Origin of the sequence: Mycobacterium sp. E1715 (genome assembly GCF_001667625.1) — a bacterium.
Taxonomy (GTDB): domain Bacteria; phylum Actinomycetota; class Actinomycetes; order Mycobacteriales; family Mycobacteriaceae; genus Mycobacterium.
In genome coordinates this window covers 1-22,017 of the sequence record NZ_LZJJ01000031.1, presented here as the reverse complement: position 1 = coordinate 22,017, position 22,017 = coordinate 1, and the positions used below count along the sequence as shown (strand labels likewise).

Genomic DNA, 22,017 nt, shown 5'->3' with positions numbered 1-22,017 from the left:
CGCGGCGGCCAAGCCGGCCGCGCCCAAGCCCGTCGCCCAGCCGGGAACCAAGCCGACGGCGGCCGACCGTGCGACACAGATGCGCAAGTCGATCGCCGCGGCGATGAGCCGGTCCAAGCGGGAGATCCCGCACTACTACCTGGCCGAAGAAATCATGCTGGAGAAGTCGTTGTCGTGGTTGACGACGCGTAACGCGCAGCGATCGATCGACGAACGAGTGCTGCCGGCCGTCCTGCTGCTCAAGGCCGTCGGCGTCGCCGCGCAGCGGTTCACTGAGTTCAACGGATTCTGGCGGGAAGACGGGTTCGAGCCCGCCAACGGCGTTCACGTCGGGGTCGGGATATCGCTGCGCGGCGGCGGCCTGGTCGCGCCCGCGATTCACGACGTTCCGGAAAAGAAGCTGGACGAGCTGATGGACGACCTCACCGACCTGGTCGGGCGGGCGCGGTCGTTCTCGCTGCGCAGTTCGGAGATGTCGGACCCGACCATCACCGTCACCAACCTCGGCGATCAGGGCGTCGATGCGGTCTTCGGAGTCATCTACCCGCCGCAGGTCGCGATCGTCGGATTCGGCCAGCCCGCCGAGCGGGTCTGCGTCATCGACCGTGGAATCCGGGTCGTCACCACCGTGCAGGCCACGCTCGCCGCCGACCACCGTGCCAGCGACGGGCACCGGGGCGCGCTCTTCCTCGCCGCCATCAACGAGCTGCTCCAGCAGCCCGACCTCCTAGAGAAGTGAGGCGCTATGACCAACGAAGACACTCGTACCGTGGTGCTGTCGGTACTCACGAGCATCGCCCCGGAGGTCGACCCCGAAGACATCGCCGACGACGTGCTGCTGCGCGACCAGGTGGACCTGGATTCCATGGACTGGCTGAGCTTTCTGCGCGGGATTCACAAGCGACTGCATGTCGACATCCCCGAGTCGGATTACGCGACGCTGCGCACCCTGTCCGACGTGGTGACCTACGTGGAGAAGAACGCGTCCACGGTGTGAGCCGCCAATCGCGAACGGGGACATCATCTTTCGCGGGCAAGGGACAGGGGGTCGCATCATGGGCAAGACGCCCGAGATCGAGGTGCTCGAAAAGGCGGTGCTGCTCGCCTGCCGCGCCCCCTCGGTGCACAACAGCCAGCCCTGGCGCTGGGTGTCCGAGGGCGGTGCCCTGCGCCTGTTCGTCGACCGTCGCAGGGCGATACCCGCTACCGACTATTCGGGCCGGGAAGTGATCCTGAGTTGTGGCGCCGTGCTGAACCACCTCTGCGTCGCCATGACCGCCGCGGGCTGGGAGCCGAAAGTCCAGCGGCTTCCCGACCCGGACGACCCCGACCAGCTGGCCACGGTCACGTTCAGCCCGCTCGAGCACGTCACCGAGGCCCAGCACCGCCGCGCGGAGGCGATCCTGCAGCGTCGCACCGACCGGCTTCCGCTGGGCAGACCCACCTATTGGGAGCTGTTCGAACCGGCCCTGCGGGAGACCTTCGACGACAAGGTGGTCAGCCTCGACGTGTTGGCCGATGAGGTGCGCCCCCTGCTGGTGCAGGCGTCGCAGCTCACCGAGGAGCTGCGCCGCGACGACTCGTACTATCACGCCGAACTCGACTGGTGGACTTCGTCGTTCGTGTTGGCCGAGGGGATGCCGCCCAGCGCGCTGGCCTCCGACAAGGAGAGCTGGCGGGTGGACGTGGCCCGCAGCTTTCCGGTCAGGAGCCACGCGGACCGCCGCGGCGACGTCAAGGTCGATTGGGCGAAAATCCTGGTGCTGTGCACGCCCGGGGACACCAGGTCCGACGTGTTGCGGTGCGGCGAGGTGCTGTCGACGGTGCTGCTGGAATGCACGGTCGCCGGGATGGCGACCTGCCCGCTCACCCATCTGATCGAGCTCGAGGAAAGCCGGGACATCGTGCGCGACCTGGTGGGTCGGTACGGCGAGCCACAGGCGCTGATCCGCGTGGGGATCGCGCCGCCGATGGAACAGCTCCCGCCGGCAACCCCGCGGCGCCGGTTGAACGATGTGCTGCAGATCCGGTAAACGATCATTGGTCCCCGGCCCGCGGGACTTTCGGCCGACGCCCGCGCCGGGCTCGCGCAATACCATCGGGTGTGTAGCGCTTTTCGATGAAGGGGACGACTGATGTCACTGATCGACGATGGGGTGTCCATCCTGCCGGTGAACGAATGCTGGGATCTGATCGCGGGCGTGACGCTGGGCCGCCTGGTCACCAGCGTCGGCGGTCAGCCCGAGATCTTCCCGGTCAACTACGCCGTCCAGCGCCACACGGTGCTGTTCCGCACCGCCGAGGGGACCAAACTGGTCAGCACCGCGATCAACAACCGGGTGCTGTTCGAGGTCGACGACCACAACGTCGCCGAGGGGTGGAGCGTGATCATCAAGGGCACCGCGCGCTCTCTGCGCAGCAACGAGGACATCGAGGAGGCCGAACGCGCCCAGGTACTGCCCTGGACGGCCTCGGAGAAGTCACATTTCGTGCGGATCGTCCCCGAGATCGTCACGGGCCGCCGGTTCCGTTTCGGTGCCGCGGAGTGATGCGCGGCTAACCGGACCGCATCCGCCGCGGCCGCGGCACGAACTCCAGCGACAGCAGCACCATCAGCGCCGCCGGAATGTGATGGGCGCACAGCACCACGTAGCGCCGGTTCGACAGCGCGTGGAACTTGCGCAGGTACCGGTACAACGACTCCAGCCGGATCAGCGGGTCCAACAGGTGGATCAGCCGCAGCGCGGCCCGCTGCAGCAGGCCCGGCCGCGTGGCTTCGAAGATTTCCGGAAACGCCGCAAAGGCGAGGGAAAGACGCTCTCCCCCAGACTGTTCCGCGTGAGCGATCATGTCGACGCTGAGCCGCTCGTCGACGCCGTTGGGCGCGTCCGGGCGACGGAACGGCACGTCCAGGCTGACCTCGGAACCCCCGCCGGCGGTGAGGTATCGGTGAAACGCGACCGCACGCCCGTCCCTGTCCCGCGCGATGGCCAGCGAGACGCCCGGGAAGCGGCCCTGCAGCGCGCCGTCGAGGTTCATGCAGAAGCCGCGGTCGGTGCGCGCGGCCCGGTGCGCGGCGTACAACACCTCGGTCAGCTCGGCCAGCATCGTGCCACTGAGGTGCTGTTCGTCGACGATCTCGGTCGTGACGCCGCAGTTGCGGGTGCGCTGAACAGCCTGGCGCAGGTTGCGAAAGCGGCGCCCCCTCAGGGTGAAGTGGCGGATGTCGACGACGACATCGCGACCGATCGGCACCGACAGCATCGGCTGGCCGACCGTGTCCCTGCGCCACAGCCCGAGGTGGCGTTCACCCGCGGCCAACACGATGATCTGCCAGCCCCGGCCGCGGCACATGCGGACGAAATCAACTGCCAGCTCATCGAATCGGGTCACATCACCGATCGGATCGCCGCTCACCACGGCGAAACCCAGCCGCGTTCGGTAGGCGATCGCCGCAGTGCCCTCGGTGTTGAAGTGATAGCTCTTGCTCGAATGCATCGCGAACGGCGCCAACGGATCTCCGCGCGTGACGTCGACCAGACCCCACACCCGGCCCAGCAGCTCCGGCTGCGCCCGCACCGTGGTGGGCAGCGTCAGCACGAGCCCGCTGCCGGCGATCAGGACATTGCCCAGCACCGTCCAGGACGCGACATGCGCCCCGAGCCCGGCCGCCACCGCGGCGGCGGCGTACACCGCATGTGCGGTGGTCACCGGACGGCCGAGAAAGACGCCGCGCGCGATCAAGGCGGCCGCCCCCAGCAGCGCCATCGACCAGCCGAACCGGCCCGGGGCGACGCGTTCATAGCCCAGATATTCGCGGGCGACCAGCACCACGAACCAGAGCAGGACGCACAGCAGCATCAGCACGCTGACGCGGCGCGCCGCGGGCGCATCGGCGCCCACCAAGATCCGTTCCCCGCCCCGCGCCGTGTTGGCGCCGCGGCTCTCGGGACTGATTTTCACCGCGCGCTCTAGCGCACCACGAGCACGGAGCATTCGGGGTGGCGGAAGAGCGGGTGCCCTTGGGGTCCGACCAACTGCGCCAGCTGCCGCGCCTCGTCCGCGCCGATCACGGCGAGTTGTACTCGCTCGTCGTTGGCGCTCAGGTAGCCCGCGATGCCCCGCCTCGTGGTGATCGGGTAGACGCGCACCTCGGGGTATTGCCGCCCCCAGTCCGCCACCCGGCGTTCGAACGCGCCGTCGCCGTGCTCGGTGAGTTCCTCGGGGCGGCCACCGAGGACGAGCATGGGAGCGCGTCGCAGTTTCGCCTCCGCCGCAGCGAAACTCACGACGGCGTCGTTGTTGGGTGTGTCCGTCATGCGGACCACGATCCAATTGATGTCCGGTGGCGGCCGGTCGGAGCCGGTCCGCAGGACCGCCACCGGGCATTGCGCCTTCTCGGCGAGTTCGGTCGCCGTCGAACCCACGATCGAGCGGGCGTAGCGCCCGATGCCGACGCAGCCGACGCAGATCAGCGCGGCATCCGACGACGCCTCCAGCAGCACCGAACCCGCGGGGCCCCGCGCCACCTCGGTTTCCAGCGGCACGGCCTTCTTCGTGGCCTCAACCGCCAACCGCGCTTGCCCGAGCGACTTCTCGGCGTGCGCTACGTCGCGCTCGTAGTCTTCCGGTGCCTCGTGCGTCGGTTTGATGACGGAGACCAGACGCAGTGCAACGCCGCGGGTGATGGCCTCGTCGACGCCCCACAGCGCGGCCGCGATCGCCGCCGACGAACCGTCGATTCCCACCAGTATCGGTTTCATCGTCGGACCCCTTCCGCTGTCGAAAGTGTGTCAGCGCGTTTGGATGGACGAGCGGATCGGCACGGCCGGGGCCAGCCGCTCGGCGCGGCGCTTGACGGCGAGCAACAGGCCACGCGTCCCGAGGGAGATCATCGGCCGGGCCAGTTCCAGGACGAACACCTCGCCGGGGTAGCGCAAGCCGATTCGGGCGCGCGCGAGAAGCCGGACCCGGTCCTCCCAGTGCGGTTGCAGGTGAAACGACAGGACCGCGGTCCAGCGCGGTTCGGATCGCATGGCATTGAGCACGACATACTTCTCGGGCGCGATCTCCGTGACCCGCAACGTCACCCCGTCCGGCAACCCCCGCCAGCCCTCGGGAGCCAGGCGGATCACGTCCCCCACCCGCAGGCTCCCGTTATCGGCCTGTCCCGCAACGGTTTCCGGCCCCTGGATGCCGCCCGCCGCTCTGTCCCGGCCCATTTGCATCAGCCAGGACCACACCACGGGCGCGGTCGCGTCGATGTCGACCGCCTCGGTCGTCTGCACGGCCGGATCGGCCACCAACATGTCCCCCGGGACCCGCAGCTGCGACTCGGCCTTGGTTGCGCCCCAATTGCGGTAGTACCTGCGCGCGCAGTACAGCACGGTGAGCAGCGCAGCGGTCTGGGCGAAGCGCTTTCTCGTGTTGGCCATGGCGCCAGTGTGCGCGGAGCGCCCCGATGCCTGCGAGGGTCCTAGGTCCTTGGTGCGGCCGCCAATATGCCCTGCGCACCCGCGGGAAGCGCCGCCCTAGCCGGCCGGGGTGATCAGTCCGTAATGCCCGTCGTAGCGGTGGTATAGCACGCTGGCGCAGCCGTAGACGGCGTGGATGAAGAACAGGAACGGCAGGCCGAGCATGGCCAGCCGGTCTTCGGCTCCCTCTTCGGTGAGGCACGGCAGCGGTTGTGAGCTGATGGTGACGGGCAGCGCGTGTGGACTCACCCGGTCGGCCATCCCCGGCGCCGCCAGCGCCAGGCGGTACCCCGTGGGCCCGCCGCGGTACAGCACGCCGGCGGTGCCGGTGCCCTTCTCCGTGAACAGGTGAAAGTCGTAGTCGAGCAGCTCGAGTTCGCGGGCGGCCTCGTCGAGGGTGCAGGGCGCCAACGTGAACGACTTGCGTCGGATGACGCGTCGGTGGTTCGCCTGGCGGGGAAGATAATTCGGCCGGTGGGCCGCCTCGGACTCGTACCGCCATTCGTCGGCTCCCGCCGGGAACTCATCGCGGCGCGCCTCCCAGTGGTCGGCGGCGCGTTGCAGGCGGCGACGCAGCCGCGCCGCGAGAAGATCGACGGCTTCCCACGCCGTGTCGGCCTGCACCTGGGCGCGGACCGGCCGGCCGTCGACATCGAGGTTGGCCTGGGCGACGACCGGCCGCTGCACGGCCGGATCGCGGTGCCGGGTCAGCCGCACCCGGGCGTGCAGGACCGGCCGGCTCGTGTACCGCGTCAGCTCACCGATCTTGCGGCGCGCATATTCGGCCGCCGCGGGGAGTTCGTCACGGGCGGTGACCTGGACGTCCATCTCCTGTGGCGCTGGGGATTTGTGACTCATAGGTTAAGTGCTACGTCACGGAAACTGTTGCGGGACAGGGCCAAAAGTCACCGATCGGCCGTCGTCATGACGCCGCCTGGGAGCCCCCGGCCCGTTTGCGCATCCGGGTGGCGAACGCCGCGGCCCGGTCGAGGTCGTGTTCGTTGGGCCGCCCCCGGTTGATGCCGCCGATGAACCCGAAGGGTCCCACCGTGTCGAACCCCCGGCAGGAGAACGATCCGACCACCGTGAAGCCCTTTTGCTCGAGCTTGTCGCGAATCGGCCTGTGGTAACCCAACAGCGGAATCTCGCGCGCTCCGCTGGTGAAGAACGTGAAGGCCGCGGTGCGGTGGTCGGTGGCCGGGAGCCGGCTGATCAATCTCCGCAACCTCGCGTCGGCCATCATGTAGTAGATGCCGGAGCCGAAACCGACGAGGTCGTAGTCACGAACGATCTCGGGTCCGACCGACTCGGGGGTGACGACCTCGGCGCCCAGAACCTCGGCCATCCGGTCGGCCACCAGCCGGGTGTTGCCGTGGGATCTGGAAGCGCACACTATCAGCGACCTCATGGCCCGCTCCTTCGTGCAAACGTGGCTGGACGATTCCATGCTGCGTAGCGACCGTCGACCCGGTAAGGGCGCAAAGGCACAGCGGCTTGAGGGCCTTGGTCACTTTTCGTCGAATCAGCCCTGGTGGAGGGCGGGCTCAGGGCGGAAGAACGGAGGTCCCTCGCGGTCGGGACTTCGGTCCCTATCGGCAAGTCCGGCGAACCGGTCAAATAAGTGTTGTGACCGTGACAGTTCCGAGAACGAAGCGCAATACCGTGCCAAGCGTTGTCGGGGCGGAGGTAATCATCCTCGAGTCGCACCCGGCGTGGGTTTCGGCGCGGCGCTACGAAGCCGAGCTGCTCGAGTCGATGCGCAGGCACCCGTCGTCGATGGCCCGGCCGTGAGCCGACGAATGACGGCGGTGCTGGCGGCGGCGCTGCTGCTGCTCGCCGGTGCGCCTGGCGTCGCCGCCGCCGACAGCGGGCGGCCGCAGGCAAAGCCGGAGGAGCGGGCGGCGGCCCTGATCCGGCCGTCCATCATGTATCTTGCCGGTGAGGGCTACGGCTTGGTCCGGTTGCCCAGCGGTGAGATCCTGTCGCAATTCGGGCGGGGATCCAGCATGCCGTTCCTGGCGACCTGGAACTGCACGGCCTTCGTCGTCAACCCCGACGGGTGGGTGGCGACGGCAGGTCACTGCGTGGACCCCGCGAGCGCCACGGAACTGATACTCAAGCGGGCCGTCGAAGAGTATCGAAGCGAGTTTCCGAATGCGCCCGAGTCGAGCGACCCCGCGGCCACATTGGAGTGGTTGCAGAAGAACGCGCGGGTGGAAGGCGACGCCGTCGGCCAGGGGCCCCATGTCGGTATCGCGCTGATGTCCGGTACGGGAACCAAACTCGCGGACAAGGTCGTCGCCAACGTCGTCGAGTTCCGGCCGCTGGGAAAGGGCGACGCCGCTCTGCTGAAGGTGGCCAAGCAAAACCTTCCGTCGTCCGAGCTCGCCACCGACGCCGAGGTGACCATCGGCACGCCCGTCCTCGCGGTCGGCTTCCCCGAGAGCACGCAGAACGTCACCGGCGCTTCGCTGGACCCCACCTACAAGAGCGGCAAGGTCAGCAAGAAGTCCGTCTCGGGAACGAATCCGACGTACGAGATCGACGCCGCGATGACCGAAGGCATGAGCGGTGGCCCGACAATCGGGTTGAACGGCAAGGTGATCGGCGTGAACAGCTTCGCACCCGCCGGCGAAACGCAGCCGTTCAACTTCATCGGCCCGGCCGACGGTGTCGCTGCCATCATGGCCGGTAAGGGCGTCAAGCCGACGCTCGGACCGGCCGACCAGTTCTATCGCAAGGGGCTGACCGCCTTCTACGCCGGCCACTACACCGACGCGATCGCCGCTTTCGACCAGACGCTGGCCATGTCACCCGGCTACCCGGGCCTGGAGGACCTCAAGACAACGGCGGTCAACCTGCGCCAGCAATACGGCGACTCCTCGTCGCTGAGCGGCGCGAATCTGTTGTGGTACATCGTGATCAGCGTCGCGTCGGTGATCGGCCTCGCCGCCGGGGTGGCCATCCTCGGCCGCAGCAGGCGCCGCCCCCCGACGCCCGACGTGCAGCCGCTGCGCCTGATGCCCCGGCATGAGGAGGACGACGAACCACACTTCTGCGCGCACTGCGGCGCCGAGCATCATCCGACCGAACGGTTCTGCCCCAACTGCGGCAAGCACATCGATCTTCCCGCGGCGACGCGAGGAACCGGGCTGATATCTTGACCGAGGGCGCGGTGGACGCGGGACTATCCATCAGATTGGCGTCCGGGTTCGACGAAGCGGTGGCCCGCACCCGGGAAGCCCTTGCGCAGCAAGGTTTCAGCGTTCTGACCGAAATCGACGTCAGAGCAAGGCTGCAGGCGCAGCTCGGCGTGGAGCTGGAGGATTACCTCATCCTGGGCGCCTGCAATCCGGAGTTGGCGTACCGGGCGATCAACGTCGATCGGGAGATCGGGCTGCTGCTGCCGTGCAACATGTTGGTGCGCGCCGACCCGGGTGACGCGGGCAGCGTGATCGTCGAGGCGATGGATCCCGGCCTCCTGGTCGAGGTGACCGGCGAGCCGGCGCTGGTCACCATCGCCGCCGAGGTCACCGAGAACCTGCGTGCTGCGATCGCGTCGCTGACCGAAAGCGATTGATTTCGGCGGCCACCATACCGACCAGCATCGGCACCGCGCGGGCGACGCGAGGGCTCAGCCCGGCCCCCGGGCCGGTGTCCGCCGCCTCGACGGCGAAGACCACGATCGCGCCGGGTACCCGTTCGAGCGCTCGAGCCAGGGCATGGGTGCGGCCGATGTCGATGTGGTGCGAGCTCAAACCCCCGGGCTGGGCGGGCACGCCGTCCACGTCAATGCGGTGGATGCGACCCGGGTCCGCCGGTTCGGCGATCGCCGCGTCGATGACGACCGCCAGTCCCGCCCCCGTCCACGCCTCGATGAGCCCCATCGGCTCGGCGATACCGGTTCGCACAACGACATTGGGCCACGCGAGATCGCGCAACGCGTCGGCGGCGGCGACGCCGACACCGTCGTCGCGCCGGTAGCCGTTGCCGAGCCCGATGACGGCGACCCGGCCGGCGGCCGCTGACTCATCCGCGGTCATCCCCGCTCCACCGTCAGCCTCAAAAAGTGCGCCGAGCACGAGATACAGGGGTCGTAGCTGCGGATCAGCTGCTCGCACAGCTCGGTCAATGCGGCATCGTCGAGCGCGAGGTTGCCCGAGACCAGGCGGGCCAGGTCGGCCTCGATGGCCCCCTGGTTCTGCGACGTCGGCGGGATCATCGTCGCCGCCGACACCAGCCCGTCCTCCTCGATCCGGTAGCGGTGGTACAGCAGGCCGCGCGGCGCCTCGCTGACCCCGTGGCCGACGCCGGCCCGCGCCGGGACATCGACGAACGGCCGCGCCGGGCGCCGGTATTCGGCGATGATGCGCAGCGACTCCTCGATCGCGTAGACCACTTCGACGGCGCGGACGACGATGCTGCGGAACGGGTTTCGGCATTCGCCCGACAAGCCGGCCCGAGCGGCGGCTTGCGCGGCGATCGGCGACAACGCCGCCGCGTTCAGCGAGTACCGGGCCAGCGGGCCGGTCAGGTAGCGACCGCCGTCGAGGGTCGCGTGCAGGGCGGTGGAGTGCGGCAGCTGCGATTCGACGATGTGGTCGGTGAAGTCGGCCACGTCGAAGGCCGGACCGGCGCTGCGCGCGATGACGCCGTTCTCGATCGGGTAGGCGCCCGGCGCGGTGAGCGCCAGGAACTCGTGGTCCAGCTCGAGGTCGGGGAACTCGAATCCCGCCACCCACTCGACCGTCGCCACCGCGTCGTCCAGCGCGCGGCGCAACTCCTCCTCGATCGGCTGGAACTCCAAACACGTTGGCACGGAGTAGAATCCACCTAGACGCACGTTCACCGGGTGTATCGCCCGGCCCCCGACGAATTCCATCAGCCGGTTGCCCACCTTCTTCAGCGCGAGCCCCCGCTCGACGATCTCCCGGTGGTCGCGGGCCATCCCGACGATGTCGGGGTAGCCGAGGAAGTCCGGCGCGTGCAGCAGGTAGATGTGCAGCGCGTGACTGTTGATCCACTCGCCGCAGTACAGCAGTCGCCGCAACGCGACGAGCTGCTCGTCCACCCGCACGCCGCAGGCCTGTTCGATCGCGTTGCAGGAGCTGACCTGATAGGCGACCGGGCAGATGCCGCAGACCCGGGCCGTCAGGTCGGGCGGCTCGGTGTGGGCGCGTCCGCGCAGGAACGCCTCGAAGAAACGCGGCGGCTCATAGATGTTGAGCTGCACGCTGTGCAGCTCACCGTCTCGCAGCGTGACGTGCAGCGCGCCTTCGCCTTCCACGCGGGTCAACGCGCCGACGCTGAGCGTGCGTTCGGACGGGTTCACGGCTTGCTCCGTTCGGCCGCGAAGGTGGCGACGTTGAACGTCGAGAACACCCGGTCGACGCCGCCCTCGGACATGCCGTCGCGGCGCAACAGCGGGATCAGCGTCGCGGTCCGCGGCGCGGCGGACGGCCCGAAGCAGCCGTAGCAACCGCGATGATGACTCGGGCACAACGCCCCACAGCCGGCGTGGGTGACCGGCCCCAGGCACGGAATCCCCTCGGCGACAACCACACACGTCACCCCGCGGAGCTTGCACTCGGTGCACACCGTCTTGGCCGGCAGCCGTGGCTTGCGGCCGATCAGCAGGGCCGCCAGGGTGTCGAGCAGTTGGCCCCGGTCGATCGGGCAGCCCGGCAACTGGTAATCGACCTTGACATGGGCGGAGGCCGGCGTGGACGTCGCCAGCGTGTCGATGTATTCCGGCCTGGCATAGACGACGGAGGTGAACTCGGTGATGTCGGCGAAGTTGCGCAGCGCCTGCACTCCCCCGGCCGTCGCGCACGCCCCGATGGTGACCAGCACCTTCGATTGCTCCCGGATCTCCTGGATGCGCTGCAAGTCGTGCCGGGTGGTGATCGAGCCCTCGACCAAAGACACGTCGTAGGGGCCGTCGACCGTCGCGCTGGAGGCCTCGGCGAAGTTGGCGATCTGCACCTGGTCGGCGAGGGTGAGCAGTTCGTCCTCGCAGTCCAGCAGGGTCAGCTGACATCCGTCGCAGGAGGCGAACTTCCACACGGCCAGGGTGGGTCGGCTCATCACAGCTCCTTCACCCGCAGCAGCGGCCCGGCGACGTCGTAGCCGACTACCGGGCCGTCGCGGCACAGCAGCAGCGGCCCCAGCTGACAGTGACCGCACAATCCCGCACCGCACTGCATGTTTCGCTCCAGGGATACTCGAATATTCTCGGCCGCAACGCCTTTCGCGAGCAGGGCCTCGGCGCCGAACCGCAGCATCGGCTCGGGTCCGCACAGGAAGGCGGTCGTCCGACCGGGGTCCAGGACGAGTCGGCCGAGTGGCTCGGTGACCAGGCCGACCTCACCGTCCCAGCCCGGCGTCTTGGCGTCGACGATCAAATGCAGTTCGATTTTCGGATCCTGCGCCCACTTTTCGAGCTGAGCGGCGAAGACGAAGTCGGCCTGCGACCGGGCGCCCACGACGAGCGTCACCTTGCCGTAGCGCGACCGCTCGGCCAGCGCCCCGAGTATCGCCGGACGCAAGGGGCACAGGCCGACGCCGCCGGCGACCATGACCAGATCGCGGCCGACGGCCTCCTCGAGCCCCCAGGTGGTGCCGAACGGGCCCCGGACACCGATCACGGTTCCCGGCTGCGCGTCGTGCAGGGCGCGACTGACCGCGCCGACCGCGCGGATCGTGTGCGTGATCGAGCCGTCGGTGACGGTGGGATCACCGCTGATCGAAATCGCGGCCTCGCCGACGCCGAACGCGTAGAGCATCATGAACTCTCCGGGCTGCGGTGCGCGCAACACCTCGCCGAGCGGTTCCAGGCACAGGGTGGCCGAGTCCGGGCTTTCCACGACGCGGCTGCGCACCCGATACGGGTTGGGCGCCATCACCGACGGGGGCGCGGCGACCGCCGCCGCGTCAGTCATCGCGGGCCATCTTGTTCATCTCCTCGGTGATGTCGATGCCGGTGGGACACCAGGCGATGCACCGCCCGCAGCCGACGCACCCGGACATGTCGAACTGGTCGTGCCAGGTGCCGAGTTTGTGGGTCAGCCAATGTCGGTACCGCGAGGCGCCGGACTGGCGGACGCTGCCGCCCCCGTGGATGTAGGTGAAATCGGGCTCGAAGCACGAGGCCCAGTGCAGCCAGCGCTCCGCGTGCTCACCGGTCAGATCGCTGACGTCTTCGGTGCTGGTACAGAAGCAGGTGGGACACACCATCGTGCAGTTGCCACACGTCAGGCAGCGGCTGGCGACCTCGTCCCATTGCGGCGATTCGCGCGAACGGACCAGCAAATCGCGAAGATTCACCTCGGGCATCTGGCGGCCCATGCGATGGGAGGCGGCCTCCACCGCGTCACGCGCGGAACCGATCTCCGCGTCTTCGGCGGTCCGATGCGGGACGGCCGCGAGGACGTCGGCGCCATCCGGGGTGCCCACCTCGACCACGTAGGTCACGTCGTCACCGTCGAGCCGCTCGGTGAGCGCCAGGTCGTAGCCCGGACCGGCCGCGGGCCCGGTACCCATCGAGGCGCAAAAGCACAGCCCCCCGGGCTCGGTGCAGTTGACCGCGATCACGAAGATCTGCCGATGCCGGCGCACGAAGGAGCTGTCGGGAAGCTGCCCGCGGCCGAGCACCCGATCGAGCGTCGCGATCGCCGCCAGGTCACACCCGCGCACGCCCAGGAACGCGTAGCGCGGAATCTCCTCTTCCGCTTCGCCGTCGCTGAAACCGTCCCGGGAGCCGGCCCACAACCGGCGCCGTGCCGGGTGCAGAAACTGCTTCCACGACTGCGGCCCGGACGAGTGCCCGAACGCGGCGTCATCGTCGCGGCGGCGCACCCGGTAGTGCCCGGGTGCCACCTCCACGCCCCACCCTCGCGGTAGGTCCGCGGCGGACTCCAATTGATCGAGGACGATCGCGTTGTCCCGCAACGTCGGACCGATCACGCGGTATCCGCGCTCGATCAGGACCTCGACGAGGCGGTGCAACCCGGCGGTGCCGAATGACGCGGCACCGGAATCCTCGCCGTATCCGATCATCGGCTCATCATCTTCCAGTTCGGCTGTGCTGTATAGGGGTTGGACAACGGACGCACCGGTTACGAGGCCTCGGCGAGGAACTCGATGTCGCGTTCCCACATTGCGTCACGGGCACGATCCAGCCGGGCGCGGACGACGGCGACAAGCACCGCCATCGCAACGGCCACCGCCAGCGCCGTCACCCCCGCGACGCCGACCGCCTCGGCCACGGCCAGCCAGGTGGGGGTGGGAGGCATCACCGGGTTGCCGTCCGCGTCCACCCAGATTTCGACGGTTCCGTCGACCTTGGCCTGCTCGCTGACCGCCAGCGGTCCGACGCGGTCCCCCTTTGGCCCGGCCCACTTCGCTTGCACGACAGTCACGCCCAGCTCCTCGACCAGGGCGTCGGTGACCGTTGCCCGCACGCGGTGCCGGTCGTGCGCCTCCTGGATGTACACCCGGTCCCGCGCGCCGTAGGTCACCGCGCCCGCCACGCCGGCGACGGGAACGGCGATCAGGGACACGGCCAGCGCGACCAGGACGACCAACGCTTCGATGCGATCCGAGCGGCGGAGCAAGGGGTTGCGGCCGAAAACGCGTGCCACCCGCCAGCGGCGTGGGTTGAAGGTGAACGTGTCCATGGTGTCCTCTGCGCCGCAACGATTTCGCCGGTTCAGAGGGCGACCCGGTGTTCGTGATCGGCCATCCACTCGACGAAGTCTCCCAGTTCGCGCCGCGGCGTGGCGGGCAACGGGTCCGCGTTGATCGGCGCCCACCCCACCCGTAGCAGCATCTGGGGGTAGTTGCTGTCACCGAAGATGTCGGATTGAACCGCCGCGCGTGTTCCGGGTGACTCCAACGGTTCGGTGACCGGGCAACTGACCAGGCCCAGTGACGTCGCGGTGAGCAGCACGACGCTGGTCGCCTCACCGGCGCGCAGCTGCGCCAGGCGGTCGTCGTTGCGGGTGCCCAGCGCCAGGACCACGGCGTTGTCGTCGGCCGGTGAGGAGTCGGGCGCCATCGGCAGCACGGGGCCGGCGAAGAAGCGACCGGGAATCTTGGCGGTCGAATCCGGCGCGGGCGTGTTGCGGGCGGGAACGCCTGCGACCGACGCGTAGCGGCCACTCCACGCCGTCAGCTCGGCCAGATAGTCCTGGTTCAGGTGCTCCTGGACGGATTGGGCGACGATGTTGCGCAGGTTGTCGAGGTCTTCGACCTGGCACAGCGTCACCCCGCTGCGCGCCGCCCGGGCCGCCATCAGCGCGACGTCGCCCACCGGCACCGGCCACGAGCTGTAGTTGCGCCGGTCGGTCCGGCGCCGCGGGATGGCAGCGGCCATCGCGATGTCCACGGAGTCGGCCCGGTGCGGCGAAAGTTCAATCGCGGCAAGGTGGCTGGGGTCGGCGGGATTCGGGAACCGGGTCACCTTGGAGAGCCAGCCGACGGCCGCCAGCGCGACGACGCAGTGATGCAGCGCCGCACCGCAACTCAGCATCAGGTCCCGGCCGTCCGGGTCGATGTTGGGCAGCTGCCGGCTGTCATCGGAGTACAGATGCAGGCTCGCCGCGTCGACCCGCCACCGCCAGGGCTGGGAGTTGTGCACCGAGGGCGCCCGAGAGGCCAAACTCAGGACCGTCCGGACCGTGCCGGCATCCGGAAAGCGGGTGTTCATGGGTCGTTCCCCTTCGGTATTGCGTCTTCCTATTTACGATTGCGGATCGCCGCTCGTCCCACGAGGGCACGACGGCTCTAAGCGGAGGGACTTTGGGCCAATCGCGCAGCTAGGCGGCCGGTGCGATGGCCACATCGATCGACAGCTGATCGCCGATGGCATAGGCCGCCGACCAGTCGCCGACGCAGGCTGCCCTCGCCAGCTCGTCGACCAGGGGGCTGTGGGCGCCCAGCTCCGCCAGCCACGCCGCCACGATGGGTGCGATCTCGTGGCCCGGGACCCGGACGGTGCGGTCGCCGTGGAGACGATCGGTGACGCGGTAGATCGTCGCCGTCGGTACGGCCCGCAGCTGGTGCCGTTGTCTTGCGAACCTCATCACGCCCTCCTCGATCGAGCTTGGAATACATCCGACCACTTCCCCGGTGCGCTTCGTCAGGGCCGAACGCAACCGGGCCGCAAGTGCTTCAGTCGTGCTTTCGAGGATGCGGAGGTCCCGCGGGGGTAGGGCCGTTGGTCACCGCGCCGCGCGCCGCGAACGCGCCCGCGATCGAGGTGGCGGCGATCGTCAACAGCGCGCCGAACATCAGCGCCGACGCTTCGCCCGCGACCAGGAGGTGTTCCTCGGTGCCGATGGTCGCCGCGGCCACCGGCACCCCGAGCTGTGCGGCCGACAGCACCGCCAGGGTCAGCGGTTGGCCGAGCAGCCTGCCTGCGCAGTGCGCGAGCACGGCGCCGAGGCCCAGCCCCGCGCCGAGCAGGATGAGTTTCGGGTGCGAACCCAGCTCGCGCACCTGCAGCGAAGCGCCCAGCCAGACGAAGAACAGCGGGCTGAAGAAACCCTCGGTGATGCCGAAGAGCTGACGCGCCAACCGTCGCGGTTCGCCGACCATGCCGACCACCAGGCCCACCGCGAAGCCCGCCAGCATGACGGACACGCGCGCGCTCACGGCGAGCGCCGCCAGGGCGAAGAGCACGATGAGGTTGGTCCGCAGCTCCAGCGCGAACCGGCGCTTCTCGGAGTAGGCGTGCAGGCGGTGGCGCCAGCCGTCGGATCGCCGCAGCACCACGTACAACACCACCGCGCAGCCCGCCACCGCCAGCGCGCCCAGCGCGGCCGTCGGCGCGTGCCGCAGGTCAATCACCAACGGCAGCAGCACGATACACGCGGCGTCCGCGACCGCGATCTGGGCGGTCACGGCGATCACCTGCGGCCCTTGCACTTTCAGCGAGTCGATCACCGGCAGCGCCAGGGCCGCCGACGACGAGGCCATCAGGACCGCGTACATCGCCGCGTGCCCGGTTCCGAAGGCCGCCGCCAGGCCGACACCCAGCGCCGCCGCGACGGCGCCGGCCAGTCCCGCGCGCCCCAGCGCCCGGGGCAGCGACGAGCGCAGCGCGCCGGCGCGCACCGGGACGTGCGTGCCGACGACGAACATGACCAGTGCGAAGCCGATGTTGGCGAGCAACTGGAACGTCGGGTTGGTGACGTCGACGAGGCCGAGGCCGGTTCGCCCGACGACCAGGCCCGCGATCAGCTCACCGATGATCACCGGGATCCGCAGGCGCGGCAGCGCGGCCAGCAGCGGGCCGGCCAGTCCGATGGCGGTCAGCAGCGCCAGGGTGTGGAAGCCAAACCCGGCCACGTCAACAGTCCCTGCCCGCCAGCACGAAGTTATTCTGCATTCTTCGCGCCGCAGTCCTAGGGATTGATCGTGTTGTCCCCCACTTGGCGCCCCCAGACGTACTCGATCGCGTACGGCGAGCCGGTGTCGAGATGGTTGTACGGCGCGATGCTGTTCCCGGTGTCCATCACCAATTCCGGTGCAGGCCACAGGTGACGGGTGATGGGCTGCCAGCACCCCGGGGCGCCGCCCGGGCCGCCGCGCGCGTTCACCCGCGGCAGGTTCTCGGGGTAGGTGTACGGGTTCGGCGCGCCGCCGACGACACCGGCGAGGCCGCCGACCAGGCTGGCGATCGTGGCCACCGCCGACACGGGGTTGGCCAGCAGCTCGAGCCCGGACAGCGCCTCGGTGTTCATGTTCAGCGAGTAGCCGTTGAATCCGCCCTCGGACGCACCGGTGAGGGGCACGACGTCGTGGTAGTTGCGCAGCGTGCAGTAGATCGCCGGGCTGTAGGTGTCCAGCAGCTGCGCGGTCGGCACCAGGTCCTGCGCGCCCCGGGCGAGGTACGGGCCGCCCTTGCTGAAGATGTCGGCGCCGGTGTTGCCGAACCCGGCCGCCGACAACAACGCCTGATCCAAGTCCTTCTGCTGTTGATTGATGGTCCGCGAGGTGATCACCGCGTTGTTCAGGAAATCGAACAGATCGGGTGCCGCGTCGGCGTAGGTGTCGCCCAGCCCGGCCAGCAGCTGGATGTCGCGCCGCGCCTGCGGCATCTGCGGATTGACGTCGTCGAGGACCGCGTTGGCGTTGACCACCGACTGGCCGAATTTGTCGCCGAGGCCGGTCAGCGCCTGGGCGGCCGCGCTCAGCGTCAGGTTGAGTTTGACCGGATCGACCTTCTCGTTGATCGACACGATCGTCTGGAACAGCGTGTTGATCTCGGTGGTCACCGACCGCGCGTCGATCACCGTGCGCGGGTTGATCCGTTGCGGCGACGGGTTTTCCGGTGCGGTCAACGACACGTATTTGCCGCCGAACACCGTGGTCGCCTTGATGTCGGCGTTCACATTGGCCGGGATGAGCGACAAATAGCGCGGATACACCTCGAGCGTGAACTTGGCGGCCGGCTTGCCGTCCCGAACGGTCTCGGAGATGTTGCCGACGCGGCCGATCTCGACCCCGTTGTAGGTGACCTTCGAGCCGGGATCCATCACCAGCCCGGCCCGCGACGCCAGCATCGTCAGCTTCGTCTTCGCGGTGAAGCCGCCGCGGAACTGGACATACACCAGGGTGAAAACGATGGCCAGGATCACCAGCACGCCGACCGCGATCCACCGGTACGGCGGTAGGCGCTGGGAATTGATCTGCACCGGGGAAGACGTCGCCACCAATGCCCCTTACGTCTGCGCCGAGCGTCCCGGTGCCGCGGCGATCCTTCCCCCTGTCAGGGGCCTGCACACACATGCAATAACGAAGCCCACAAAATGTACCGTGGCGTCCCGCGATATGCGAACCGGCGTTCGCAGAATGGCGGTCGGACCCGGCGGCGGCAGCCAAGCGCGGAAAAGGCGCTACAGCAATCCAATCGGCCGTCGCGGCGCTGACCCGATCGCCTAACCGGCCTTGTCAGGCGTCGGGGTCTGCTGGACGGCGAGCGCGGTGCGCCGCCGGAGGAATTGGGCGAAGTACTCGTTGCGATCGGGCTGCAGAATTCCGTTCAGGAGGAGGGTCCAGCACTTCTGCAGGTCGTGTAAGAAACGTTCGGGTTCATCGAGACTGCTCGTTTTTCGCAGCCCCATGTGCGCGGACAGCATCATCCGGGCCAGGTCCTCGGGGGCGCAGTCGTCATCGATGTCACCCTCGGCGATGGCCTGCTCAACGATCGCCGCCAGCGCTTTGATCCATTGGCCGAACAGATTCTGATGGCGTGCTTCGGATTGCCCCACCGTTTCGACCAGGTTCAACGCCGCCCTGAACAGGTCCGACTTGAGGTCCTGGACGGCCACCAGAAACGAAAAGTCGATGAGGGTCTCCAAGCCTGAAAGCCCTCGGGTCTGCAGGCCATGCAGGGCGAGAGGCACCGCGGCCGTTTGCTCGTCGATCATCGCGAGCGCCAGCGCATGCTTGGAGGTGAAGTGGAAATACAGGGCGCCTTTGGTCAGCCCGGCCTCGGCGAGAATGTCGTCGAGACCAACCTCGTGGTATGGCCGCCGGGCAAACTGCTGCGAGGCGGCCCGAATGATCTGCCGCCGAGTCGCATCGGCGGAGGGGCTCACCACGGCTGGCGTGTGTGGCCGGGCAACGCCACAAGCGGCTGCAATGCCGACAAATCGCCTCCCCTGCGCAGATAAGCAGCTCGATTAAACGGTAACCGCTGAAAGCCGGGCTGTGCGTCGCGCCCACCCGTACTTCTCGCTTCGCTACCCGAACGGGTGGCGGGATTCTTCACAGACGGCAGCGCGGAGCGCCTCAGTACACTAAGCGCCACGGAATGCCCAGGCTCGAGGCGAGGCGATTGGGATGCAGACGGGAGCGCAACCGACGCAGGTCGTGGCGACCAGGGTGCAAGCCCCGACCTATGACGACGGCCTGGTTCCCCGCGCGCGGCTCATCGAATTGCTGCGGTCCGGCCGCGCGAAGCGGTTGGCGTTGATCCACGCCCCGGCCGGCTTCGGGAAGACAACCCTGGCCGTGCAGTGGCAGCGGGTGCTCCTCGCCGAGGGCGTCCCGGTGGCGTGGCTCAGCCTGGACCGCGACGACAACGACGTGGTGTCCTTCCTGGCGCACCTCATCGAGGCGGTACGACGGGTCGAGCCGTCGATGGCCGCCAATCTCAGCGATCTGCTCGAACAGCACACGGGCCACGCTCGGCGCTACGTGCTGGCCGAACTCGTCAACCGGATCGCCGAACGCCGCCGGCCGCTGGTGATCGTGTTGGACGACTGGCATCTCATCGACAGTGCCGACACCGCCGCGGCATTGGACTTCCTCTTCGACACCGGGCCGGGCAATTTGCACCTGGTCATCACGAGCCGAACCCAGACGCCGGCTATCGCGAAGCTGAAAGTGCGCAACCAGGTCACCGAAGTCGACACCGCGCATCTGCGCTTCGACCCCGAAGAGTCCGCCGCCTTCTTCGGCCTGAATGCCTTGGCGCTCAACGACGACGACGTGCGCCGCCTATGGGCGAGCACCGACGGCTGGATCGCCGCCCTGCAGCTGGCCACGCTGTCGTTGCGCGGCTGCGAAGATCCGTCGGAGCTGGTCAGCGCCTTCTCCGGTCGTCACCGCTCCATCGGCGACTATCTGGCCCAAAACGTCCTCAACGCCTTGCCGCCCGACTTGCTCGACGTCCTGCTGGCCACCTCCATATGCGATCGCCTCTGCGGAGAGCTCACTTCCGCCCTCAGCGGTCAGCCGCGCGGGCAGACGATCCTCGAAGAACTCGAGCACCGCAACATGTTCCTGCGGCCACTCGACGACGACCGCGAGTGGTTTCGGTATCACCACCTGTTCGCCGATCACCTGCGCCGACGGCTGGAACGTGACCATCCAGAGCGGGTGGCCGACTTGCACCGCACCGCATCGACCTGGTTTGCCGACCACGGGCTGCTCGGCGAGGCGGTGACGCACGCAATCGCCGCGGGCGATGCCGAGGGGGCGGTGGATCTGGTGGAACGCCACGCAATGCCCCTGGTGGAACACAGCCGGATGGCGACGCTGCTCGGGCTGGTCAACAAGCTGCCCAAGACGTTGCTGGCCAGTCGGCCGAACCTGCAGATCGCCATCGCGTGGGCCCATTGCCTGCTGCACCAGGCCCCGGAGGTGCAGGTCGCCCTCGACCACGTTCGCGCCGCGGCGCCCTCGGCCACCGACGGTTTCGGCGCAGGCGTCCTCGGCGAGGCCGACGTGGTGCAGGCCTGCACGGACGTCTACGGCGATCGCATCGACCGCGCCTGCGCCCTCGTCGCGCCCTACATCGTCGACAATCCGCCTTACCGGCCATTCCTCGTGGCCGTCTCCGCCAACATCCGCACTTTCGTCGACATCCATACCTTCGCCTATGAAAGCGCACAGACGCGCCAACAATGGGCAGCCGCCTTTCACGAAACCGCCGGCGGCCCCTTCGCCGGTGTGTACGGGCGGTGCTTCGCGGGCCTTGCCGCATTCGCCCAACTCGACCTGCCCACCGCGGAGAACCGCTACACCGAAGCGCTCGTTTTGGCTCAGAACGAAGCCGGCCCGCATTCACATGCGGCCCGGCTGGCGGGCGCCCTGCTGGGCCGGCTCCACTACGAACGCGGTGAAATCGATACGGCCGAAGGGCTGTTGGAGCAATGTCACGAGCTCGGCGCCGAAAGCGGTGTCGTTGACTTCATGATCGCGACCTACAGCACCCTGTCCCGTATCAAGGTGCTTCGTGGCGACATCGATGAGGCGCTCGGCCTACTGGACGAAGGACATGTTGCGGCTCAGCAGCTTTCGTTGCCGAGGCTGTCCGCAGCGCTGGACAACGAGTGCGTGCGTCTACACCTCGCGCTGGGCGACACCAGCCGCGCGCAACAGATTCTCGCACGCCGCGGCAACGATGTGGCCAACGGCATGGACGGCATCGCGATGGCCACCCGGCACTACCAACTGAGCGCGCGGGCCCAAATCGCTTGCGCGGAAAACAACTACGACACAGCACACGATCTGGTGTCCAGGATGCATCACGAAAGCACCGCCGCCGGATGGCGTCTCGGCGCAGCCCTCAGCACCATCGAACTCGCCAGGGTTGTCTTCCTCGCCGGCGACCCCGAAGCCGCCGCCGAAATCCTCGTCCCCGCGCTGCTCGACGGCGCGCGCGCCGGGCTACTGCGCACCATCGTCGACGCCGGGCCGGAGATCCTCAAAACCATTGCCCATCTTCGCGACGCCAGCCGGACCCGCCGCTGGCCGCCCAAGCTGGCCCAGGTTCCGCCCGATTATCTCTCGCGGTTGCTGGCCACTGCCCACGCCGACGCCAAACACGCGGCCATCCCGGTCGTCACGCGCGACTCCGATCGTGCTCCCACGCCGGAAGAACCGCTCAGCCCCCGCGAAATCGAGGTACTGCGGCTCTTGGAGCGTGGAATGTCGAACAAGCAGATCGCGCGGAACCTGGGGGTCACGATCAACACCGTCAAGTGGTACCTCAAGGGCATCTACATCAAGCTGGGCGCTACCAGGC

The 22,017-nt window shown here is 68.5% G+C and carries 24 protein-coding genes; 8 read left to right on the top strand and 16 right to left on the bottom strand.

Annotated features, from left to right (window positions below):
* From A9X03_RS01715 to A9X03_RS01700, 4 genes are all read left to right on the top strand, one after another.
* Positions 1-739: 2-oxo acid dehydrogenase subunit E2 (locus tag A9X03_RS01715; protein ID WP_197695992.1), on the top strand; the 739-nt coding region annotated here is incomplete at its 5' end.
* Between the two features lie 6 nt (positions 740-745).
* On the top strand, positions 746-997 hold the full coding sequence (locus tag A9X03_RS01710; RefSeq protein ID WP_067747903.1) for an acyl carrier protein: 252 nt from the start codon (positions 746-748) through the stop codon (positions 995-997).
* A 58-nt stretch (positions 998-1,055) separates the two neighbouring features.
* Complete coding sequence (locus tag A9X03_RS01705) at positions 1,056-2,033, top strand: NAD(P)H nitroreductase (protein WP_156669867.1); 978 nt, start codon at positions 1,056-1,058, stop codon at positions 2,031-2,033.
* Positions 2,034-2,135: 102 nt separating this feature from the next.
* A complete protein-coding gene (locus A9X03_RS01700) occupies positions 2,136-2,549 on the top strand; it encodes a pyridoxamine 5'-phosphate oxidase family protein (RefSeq protein ID WP_067747905.1) in 414 nt (137 codons plus the stop codon).
* Between the two features lie 7 nt (positions 2,550-2,556).
* On the opposite strand, the gene A9X03_RS01695 is transcribed toward A9X03_RS01700, so the two are convergent.
* The 5 genes from A9X03_RS01695 to A9X03_RS01675 all read right to left on the bottom strand — a co-directional run bounded on the left by A9X03_RS01695 (position 2,557) and on the right by A9X03_RS01675 (position 6,882).
* A complete protein-coding gene (locus A9X03_RS01695) occupies positions 2,557-3,963 on the bottom strand; it encodes a bifunctional lysylphosphatidylglycerol flippase/synthetase MprF (protein ID WP_231975324.1) in 1,407 nt (468 codons plus the stop codon).
* Between the two features lie 8 nt (positions 3,964-3,971).
* The gene (locus tag A9X03_RS01690) at positions 3,972-4,763 is read right to left on the bottom strand and encodes a universal stress protein (RefSeq protein WP_068018309.1); all 792 of its coding nucleotides are present in this window, start codon (positions 4,761-4,763) and stop codon (positions 3,972-3,974) included.
* Positions 4,764-4,793: 30 nt separating this feature from the next.
* Positions 4,794-5,435, bottom strand: a complete 642-nt coding sequence (locus A9X03_RS01685) for a hypothetical protein (RefSeq protein WP_068018311.1) — start codon at positions 5,433-5,435, stop codon at positions 4,794-4,796.
* Between the two features lie 96 nt (positions 5,436-5,531).
* Entirely contained in the window at positions 5,532-6,332 is an 801-nt protein-coding gene (locus A9X03_RS01680; protein ID WP_068018313.1) for an HPF/RaiA family ribosome-associated protein, read from the bottom strand.
* Between the two features lie 64 nt (positions 6,333-6,396).
* Positions 6,397-6,882 (bottom strand): flavodoxin family protein, encoded by a 486-nt coding sequence (locus A9X03_RS01675; RefSeq protein WP_067780364.1) that lies wholly within the window; start codon positions 6,880-6,882, stop codon positions 6,397-6,399.
* Positions 6,883-7,136: 254 nt separating this feature from the next.
* Here A9X03_RS01675 and A9X03_RS30585 point away from each other — a divergent pair, with 254 nt between their 5' ends.
* From A9X03_RS30585 to A9X03_RS01665, 3 genes are read left to right on the top strand one after another with little or no spacing between them, the layout of a single operon-like run.
* A complete protein-coding gene (locus A9X03_RS30585) occupies positions 7,137-7,265 on the top strand; it encodes a hypothetical protein (RefSeq protein ID WP_255369121.1) in 129 nt (42 codons plus the stop codon).
* Positions 7,262-8,638, top strand: a complete 1,377-nt coding sequence (locus A9X03_RS01670) for a trypsin-like peptidase domain-containing protein (RefSeq protein ID WP_231968978.1) — start codon at positions 7,262-7,264, stop codon at positions 8,636-8,638. The genes A9X03_RS30585 and A9X03_RS01670 overlap by 4 nt, the downstream gene beginning before the upstream one ends.
* A gap of 11 nt (positions 8,639-8,649) precedes the next feature.
* Complete coding sequence (locus A9X03_RS01665) at positions 8,650-9,054, top strand: DUF302 domain-containing protein (RefSeq protein WP_067780366.1); 405 nt, start codon at positions 8,650-8,652, stop codon at positions 9,052-9,054.
* Here A9X03_RS01665 and A9X03_RS01660 read toward each other — a convergent pair.
* From A9X03_RS01660 to A9X03_RS01610, 11 genes are all read right to left on the bottom strand, one after another.
* Positions 9,005-9,517: a hydrogenase maturation protease gene (locus A9X03_RS01660; protein ID WP_067747915.1), complete on the bottom strand. Its 513-nt coding sequence runs from the start codon at positions 9,515-9,517 to the stop codon at positions 9,005-9,007. The two genes, A9X03_RS01665 and A9X03_RS01660, sit on opposite strands and share 50 nt — an antisense overlap.
* Positions 9,514-10,806, bottom strand: a complete 1,293-nt coding sequence (locus A9X03_RS01655; RefSeq protein WP_068259390.1) for a Ni/Fe hydrogenase subunit alpha — start codon at positions 10,804-10,806, stop codon at positions 9,514-9,516. Before A9X03_RS01655 ends, A9X03_RS01660 begins: the two co-directional genes overlap by 4 nt.
* Positions 10,803-11,561: an oxidoreductase gene (locus A9X03_RS01650; protein WP_067780347.1), complete on the bottom strand. Its 759-nt coding sequence runs from the start codon at positions 11,559-11,561 to the stop codon at positions 10,803-10,805. Before A9X03_RS01650 ends, A9X03_RS01655 begins: the two co-directional genes overlap by 4 nt.
* Positions 11,561-12,415, bottom strand: coding sequence for an FAD/NAD(P)-binding protein (locus tag A9X03_RS01645; protein ID WP_067747920.1), 855 nt, complete (start codon positions 12,413-12,415; stop codon positions 11,561-11,563). The genes A9X03_RS01650 and A9X03_RS01645 overlap by 1 nt, the downstream gene beginning before the upstream one ends.
* On the bottom strand, positions 12,408-13,532 hold the full coding sequence (locus tag A9X03_RS01640; RefSeq protein WP_067747922.1) for a 4Fe-4S dicluster domain-containing protein: 1,125 nt from the start codon (positions 13,530-13,532) through the stop codon (positions 12,408-12,410). Before A9X03_RS01640 ends, A9X03_RS01645 begins: the two co-directional genes overlap by 8 nt.
* Positions 13,533-13,591: 59 nt before the next feature.
* Positions 13,592-14,152 carry a hypothetical protein gene (locus A9X03_RS01635; RefSeq protein ID WP_067780350.1) on the bottom strand — a complete coding sequence of 187 codons (561 nt, stop codon included), beginning with the start codon at positions 14,150-14,152 and terminating at the stop codon, positions 13,592-13,594.
* 32 nt (positions 14,153-14,184) lie between these two features.
* Positions 14,185-15,183, bottom strand: coding sequence for a nitroreductase family protein (locus tag A9X03_RS01630; RefSeq protein WP_067747926.1), 999 nt, complete (start codon positions 15,181-15,183; stop codon positions 14,185-14,187).
* Between the two features lie 109 nt (positions 15,184-15,292).
* Positions 15,293-15,559, bottom strand: coding sequence for a hypothetical protein (locus A9X03_RS01625; RefSeq protein WP_067780353.1), 267 nt, complete (start codon positions 15,557-15,559; stop codon positions 15,293-15,295).
* Between the two features lie 88 nt (positions 15,560-15,647).
* Positions 15,648-16,826: a cation:proton antiporter gene (locus tag A9X03_RS01620; RefSeq protein WP_067888958.1), complete on the bottom strand. Its 1,179-nt coding sequence runs from the start codon at positions 16,824-16,826 to the stop codon at positions 15,648-15,650.
* A 56-nt stretch (positions 16,827-16,882) separates the two neighbouring features.
* On the bottom strand, positions 16,883-18,175 hold the full coding sequence (locus A9X03_RS01615; RefSeq protein ID WP_068259387.1) for an MCE family protein: 1,293 nt from the start codon (positions 18,173-18,175) through the stop codon (positions 16,883-16,885).
* 243 nt (positions 18,176-18,418) lie between these two features.
* Positions 18,419-19,081 (bottom strand): TetR/AcrR family transcriptional regulator, encoded by a 663-nt coding sequence (locus A9X03_RS01610; protein WP_231968980.1) that lies wholly within the window; start codon positions 19,079-19,081, stop codon positions 18,419-18,421.
* 244 nt (positions 19,082-19,325) lie between these two features.
* Here A9X03_RS01610 and A9X03_RS01605 point away from each other — a divergent pair.
* The coding region (locus A9X03_RS01605) for a LuxR C-terminal-related transcriptional regulator (RefSeq protein WP_068259383.1) at positions 19,326-22,017 on the top strand (2,692 nt) is incomplete at its 3' end.